Origin of the sequence: uncultured Traorella sp. (assembly GCF_944327115.1) — a bacterium.
Taxonomy (GTDB): domain Bacteria; phylum Bacillota_I; class Bacilli_A; order Erysipelotrichales; family Erysipelotrichaceae; genus Traorella.
Genome location: NZ_CALVGS010000057.1, coordinates 1 through 5,312 on the forward strand (window position 1 = coordinate 1; position 5,312 = coordinate 5,312).

Genomic DNA, 5,312 nt, shown 5'->3' on the forward strand with positions numbered 1-5,312 from the left:
GATGACCGTCATGTGATTGATCAATTGAAAAAAGATTTTCCACTTTATAAAGATCAGTTTGATATGTTTGCAGATCATAGCATGGGCCTGCTTCAGGGAAATATTTGGAATGCATTAGCTGAATTGAAGATTGGAGCTTCTTTACAGCACTATAACCCTTTGATCGATGATGAAGTGAAAAAGCAATGGAATGTTCCTGAATACTATCATTTGACAGCACAGATGGTATTTGGCGGTATTGGAAGCATTCCCGAACCTAAGGAAAAGCTGGATGCAGATGAACGTGTCATCGTTTATTCGAATGTATAAAAAAAACAGTGAATGCTGTTTTTTTTCTTGTTGACTTGAATCAATGTCTTTTCTTTCTGATTTATGGTAGAATAAATAAGGTGATAGTTAATGAAAATTGCATTAGGACAAATGAATGTACTTGCCGGACAAATGTCACAAAATGTGAATAAGATGTTGGACATGATCGAAAAAGCAAAAAGGGAACAGGCTGATTTGATCATTTTTCCTGAGCTTTGTGTTACAGGTTACCTATTAGCGGATAAATGGATGGATCAAAGCTTTGTGGAAACAGCACTTTCTTATAATGATATCTTAAAAAAAGCAAGCAAGGATATTGGAATCATTTGGGGAAATGTAGCTACATTCAAGGATATCCCAGGTCGTGATGGACGTCATGTACGCTGTAATACAGCTTATTTCGCTTATAATGATGAATGGGTAAAAAAAGAAAATGATTTGCTGGATGGCCGCTATATCAAATGTTTAAATCCTGATTATCGCATCTTTGATGACAGTCGTTATTTTTTATCGGCCTTAGAGCTTTCTAAAAGGATGAAATTAAATGATGCCGATTTCACATCGCCTTTCTTGTTTAAGAAGGATGAAAAGCTTTATCGAATCGGTCTTGAAATATGTGAAGATCTTTGGAGTCAGGACTATCAGTTTGATCCTACTTCCCAATATTTAAATCAGCATGTCGATCTTATCGTAAACATTTCTTCTTCACCTTGGACAAGAAATAAGGAAAAGGGAAGAGAGAAACAGATCCTTCGTTATGCGAAAGATCATTTTGTTCCTTTTGTTTATGTAAATGCTGTCGGTATGCAGAATAATTCAAAAACCGTTTGTGTCTTTGATGGTGACAGCAGTATCTATAATTCAAAGGGAAATCGTATTTCAAGCTGTAATGATGCTTTTCATGAAGAATGTAAGGTCATAGATCTAAATGCTTCTTCTTTGGCTGATACATGTCAAAATAAACTTACACAAGCATTGATCACCGCTATTCGTGAATTTGATCAACAAGTATTTCAATCACGTTTTAAATGGATCATCGGTCTGTCAGGTGGTTTAGACAGTAGTGTAAATGCCGCATTATTAACATTAAGTCTTGGAAAAGAACGTATCATCGGTTTAAACATGGCTACACGCTATAATTCCTCTGCAACCATCGATAATGCTCATAAGCTCTCCAATGCTTTGGGTATCGAATGCAGGGATGGTATCATCCAAAAGCTTGTAGAAGAACAGATTGAATGTTTGAAACAATATACACAAAAAGAAATCAGTGAATTTGCAATAGAAAATATACAGGCAAGGATCCGCGGCTCTATCTTAAGTGCCATTTCTCAGATTGAAAATGGTGTCATCATCAATAACGGCAATAAAATCGAAGGAGCCTTAGGATATGCGACTCTTTATGGAGATACAATTGGCTGTTTAGCCCCTTTACAGGATGTCACCAAGGTGGAACTTTTTGATATAGCTCGCAGCATCAACCAAATGATGAATCAAGAAGTGATTCCTTATAATCTCTTACCGGAAATTGAAAATAATCACATTAAATGGATAACACCTCCAAGTGCTGAATTAAAAAACAATCAGTTGGACCCTATGCAATGGTTCTATCATGATCAAATCATACAAATATTAACAGAATATCCGGGATATGGCATTGAAAAACTGATGCAGCAGTATTTAGATAAGTCTATTTATGATACTGAATTAGGTAAATGGATCCGCTACTATGGATTGGACGATCCTCATAAGTTTATTGAAGATCTTGAATGGGTTCTTCAAAAATTCCAGTCAGGTGTTTTCAAACGTTTGCAGACACCACCGATCGTCATGGTTTCAAGAGGATGCTTTGGCAGTGATTTTAGAGAAAATCAGGTCAATTATCAAAAATCAAATGCTTATTTATCTTTAAAGGAAGCTATTTTGAGTCATGAGAATCAATAAGTATATTGCCTCCAGCGGCTTTTGTTCACGAAGAAAAGCAGAAGAATATATTCTTTCGGGAATTGTTACGATCAACGGCAAAAAAGCCATCCTTCAAGACATCGTAGAAGAAGGTGATATCGTTAAAATCAACGATCAACTGATTCAGCCAAAAAGCAATACCATCGTTCTTCTTTACAACAAGCCCACAGGCATTACCTGTACGACTGAAAGACATATCAAAGGGAATATCATTGATGCCATCCATTATCCTGAAAGGATCTTTCCTATTGGAAGATTGGATAAGGATAGCAGCGGTTTGATCCTTCTGACAAATCAAGGTGATCTGGTCAACGATTGTCTGCGGGCAGAGAATGGTCATGAAAAAGAATATCTTGTAGAAGTGGATCATAAGATCACCAATGATTTTTTAAAGAAAATGGCCAATGGCGTAAAAATATATAACCCTGTTCATAACTGTTATGTAACAACATTGCCATGCAAGCTTAATCAAATCAGCAAGACCAAATTTACTATTATTCTGACACAAGGCTACAATCGTCAGATCAGACGAATGTGCAGTGCATGTGGCTATCATGTACGCTCACTTAAACGAATTCGCTTCATGCATCTGCATTTGGATGTAAAAGAAGGAGAATATCGTCTGTTAACAGAAAAAGAAATCAATTCATTAAAAGGAATCAAATAGAAAAGCTGTAAAGAAGCTAACGGATGGTTAGCCGATCTGCAGCTTTTTCATATAAAAAAAGAAGCTTTTTCAGCTTCTAATGTTTATTTTCATCATAAACGATGACAATGTGTCTTTCCTTTCCATCGCCCTCGCTGACCGTACGGATCCTTGGCATATTCACCAAATAGGAATGAATTGCTTTTCTCTCGTCATTAGGCATCGGATCCAAGGAAGCATTGATCTTTGTTTTTTGTACTGTTTTCGCAACTCTCAATGCCATTGAACATTCCTTATGATATTTTTCTTCCTTATAACCGTTGATATCGCTAACGACGATCACTCTCTTTTTAAATACACTGGAAGCGGCAGCCTTTACCACATTGTTGATATCCTGTAATGTCTGTCCCTTTTTTCCGATCAGGATAGCATTATTTTCACCATCTAATTCTACCTTGAAATAGTAATCTTCTTTTTTACACTTCACATCTACCTGCATTTCAATTCCATCAAAATAGGTAGTAAGATATTTTATAATAAAATTCTCAATATCTCCGTCAAAAAAAGCTTCTATTTCAACTTTGCTTCCAAATCCGAATAACCCCTGCTTTTCAGAAATTACGTTATACGTAAGCTCTTCTTTGCTGCATCCTTTTGATTTAGCGGCATTTTCTAAAGCTTCATCTAAATTTTTTCCTTCATACCTTTCCATATGCGATCACCTTTAATCCTTCAAGAATACCCTGTCAATAATAATATTTTGGATAATACGAACCAATGATGAAACAGCCCAGTAATAAGACATCGCTACCGGCCATGTAAATCCGATGAAAGCAATCATTCCCGTTGAGAAGATCGTCATCATCGTCATCTGATCTGGACCGCTCTTCTTCGGCTGAGTATATTTTTTCTCTTTGATACCTGATTTTTTCTTTCTTTGTTTTGCCAGCCATCCCGGAACCTTCATACTTAAGAACTGAAGCAGGATCATGACACCGAATATCAAGAGATACTGCCACTGAAGCTCACTTAATCCTTCACTTGGCGTACGAGTCAGATCGATACCAAGGAACGTACCGTTAACAACAACAGCGGCTCTTTGCACAGCATAATAGAAAGCCATCAATACAGGCATCTGAATGATCAGGATAAGAATGGATGAGAAAGGGTTGACCTGATATTTCGCATACAAAGCCTGCGTTTCCTGAGCCATTCTCATTCTTGAAGCATCGTCTGTCTTTCCTTCATATTTCTTCTGGATCCTTTGGACTTCCGGCTGCATCATCTGCATACGCTGATTCTGTACCTGGCTCTTAATGGATAATACGGCAATTACGATATTAAATAAGATCGTCGTAATAAGAATACCGATACCGGCATCTGTCAGATTTCCAAAGAAGTTGATGATCTGAGCCAACGGCCAAACAAAGATTCCTTCAAACCATCCTTCATTAAATACTTCCGAAAACGAAGTCGTCGTATAAATAATAAATTCTTCTTTTACTCGATTTGTATTAGGATCTACATAACTTTTACAACCTGCCACAAAAATCAATAAAAACAGACTTAACAGCAGTAACTTCTTTTTGTTCTTCAATAAGTTTTTCATTTTCTTCTCCTCGTGTAACATCGCCCTTATATTTTAACTTTTTTTAAGAGCATTTCCAATACTTTTTTGTTTGATTCATAACTTTCTTCAATAAATTTGTCACGAATTAAAATAATTGTATCAAAATTTTCATCAAAAGTATAGAGCTCCTGTACCATCATTCGTACTTGACGCTTTATTTTATTCCTAACGACCGCATTACCGATCTTCTTCTTGACAGATATTCCAACACGACAGTTATCTTCTTTCTTTTCTCTTACATAAATCGTCATGACTGGTGAGGAATAAAAATTTTTTGCTTTGATGATTTCAGAGAACTCCTGGCTTTTTCTGATCCGATATTGTTTTTTCATTTCCTTCTCCTATATCAGCCAAATTATAATTGCCTATGTATTATATCAGAAATAATGAAAAATGTCTGTGAATTACCAAAGCTTTTGAATTTTCTGTTCATTTAAGATTCATAAAGCAAGAAAATGATTTTGTAACCAAAATCATAGGCACGATCGTAAAGACATTCATAAGCCTTATGAAAAACACGGTTATAGACTCTCAGATCATGAAATTCACGGTAATAGAAACGGTTGGAAAGAGAAAAGATTTTCATGATGCCTTCTTGATAGAAAAGAGAGTATTCACACAGATATTAATGACACATAATATCATAACATAAATCATACTTAACTTTTTTATTCTCTTTCATTATCTTTCTGTCCATCAAAATTGAAATTTCCTAATATATAAAAAAGAATCACCTTGCGGTGATCCTTAAGCTGATAACAC

At 35.8% G+C, this 5,312-nt stretch carries 7 protein-coding genes; 3 read left to right on the plus strand and 4 right to left on the minus strand.

The window, feature by feature from the left end:
* The 3 genes from Q0K35_RS05775 to Q0K35_RS05785 form a co-directional block, all read left to right on the plus strand.
* A partial coding sequence (locus Q0K35_RS05775; RefSeq protein WP_294561722.1) for a nitroreductase family protein occupies positions 1-309 on the plus strand: 309 nt, incomplete at its 5' end.
* Positions 310-399: 90 nt separating this feature from the next.
* On the plus strand, positions 400-2,253 hold the full coding sequence (nadE, locus tag Q0K35_RS05780) for an NAD(+) synthase (RefSeq protein ID WP_294561723.1): 1,854 nt from the start codon (positions 400-402) through the stop codon (positions 2,251-2,253).
* Positions 2,240-2,941, plus strand: coding sequence for a pseudouridine synthase (locus tag Q0K35_RS05785; RefSeq protein WP_294561724.1), 702 nt, complete (start codon positions 2,240-2,242; stop codon positions 2,939-2,941). The genes nadE and Q0K35_RS05785 overlap by 14 nt, the downstream gene beginning before the upstream one ends.
* Positions 2,942-3,017: 76 nt before the next feature.
* Here Q0K35_RS05785 and Q0K35_RS05790 read toward each other — a convergent pair whose 3' ends face one another.
* The 4 genes from Q0K35_RS05790 to Q0K35_RS05805 all read right to left on the minus strand — a co-directional run bounded on the left by Q0K35_RS05790 (position 3,018) and on the right by Q0K35_RS05805 (position 5,136).
* Positions 3,018-3,632 carry a R3H domain-containing nucleic acid-binding protein gene (locus tag Q0K35_RS05790; protein ID WP_294561725.1) on the minus strand — a complete coding sequence of 205 codons (615 nt, stop codon included), beginning with the start codon at positions 3,630-3,632 and terminating at the stop codon, positions 3,018-3,020.
* 12 nt (positions 3,633-3,644) lie between these two features.
* Positions 3,645-4,529 carry a YidC/Oxa1 family membrane protein insertase gene (locus Q0K35_RS05795; RefSeq protein ID WP_294561726.1) on the minus strand — a complete coding sequence of 295 codons (885 nt, stop codon included), beginning with the start codon at positions 4,527-4,529 and terminating at the stop codon, positions 3,645-3,647.
* A gap of 26 nt (positions 4,530-4,555) precedes the next feature.
* Positions 4,556-4,882 (minus strand): ribonuclease P protein component, encoded by a 327-nt coding sequence (rnpA, locus tag Q0K35_RS05800; protein ID WP_294561727.1) that lies wholly within the window; start codon positions 4,880-4,882, stop codon positions 4,556-4,558.
* A gap of 101 nt (positions 4,883-4,983) precedes the next feature.
* Complete coding sequence (locus Q0K35_RS05805; RefSeq protein WP_294561728.1) at positions 4,984-5,136, minus strand: hypothetical protein; 153 nt, start codon at positions 5,134-5,136, stop codon at positions 4,984-4,986.
* Positions 5,137-5,312: the final 176 nt, after the last annotated feature.

What these genes read in the sequence shown, in the direction of transcription:
- Q0K35_RS05795 (WP_294561726.1), bottom strand. Translation starts at nt 4,529, where the DNA reads ATGAAAAACTTATTGAAGAACAAAAAGAAGTTACTGCTGTTAAGTCTG.
- Q0K35_RS05785 (WP_294561724.1), top strand. Translation starts at nt 2,240, where the DNA reads ATGAGAATCAATAAGTATATTGCCTCCAGCGGCTTTTGTTCACGAAGA.
- rnpA (WP_294561727.1), bottom strand. Translation starts at nt 4,882, where the DNA reads ATGAAAAAACAATATCGGATCAGAAAAAGCCAGGAGTTCTCTGAAATC.
- Q0K35_RS05790 (WP_294561725.1), bottom strand. Translation starts at nt 3,632, where the DNA reads ATGGAAAGGTATGAAGGAAAAAATTTAGATGAAGCTTTAGAAAATGCC.
- nadE (WP_294561723.1), top strand. Translation starts at nt 400, where the DNA reads ATGAAAATTGCATTAGGACAAATGAATGTACTTGCCGGACAAATGTCA.
- Q0K35_RS05805 (WP_294561728.1), bottom strand. Translation starts at nt 5,136, where the DNA reads ATGAAAATCTTTTCTCTTTCCAACCGTTTCTATTACCGTGAATTTCAT.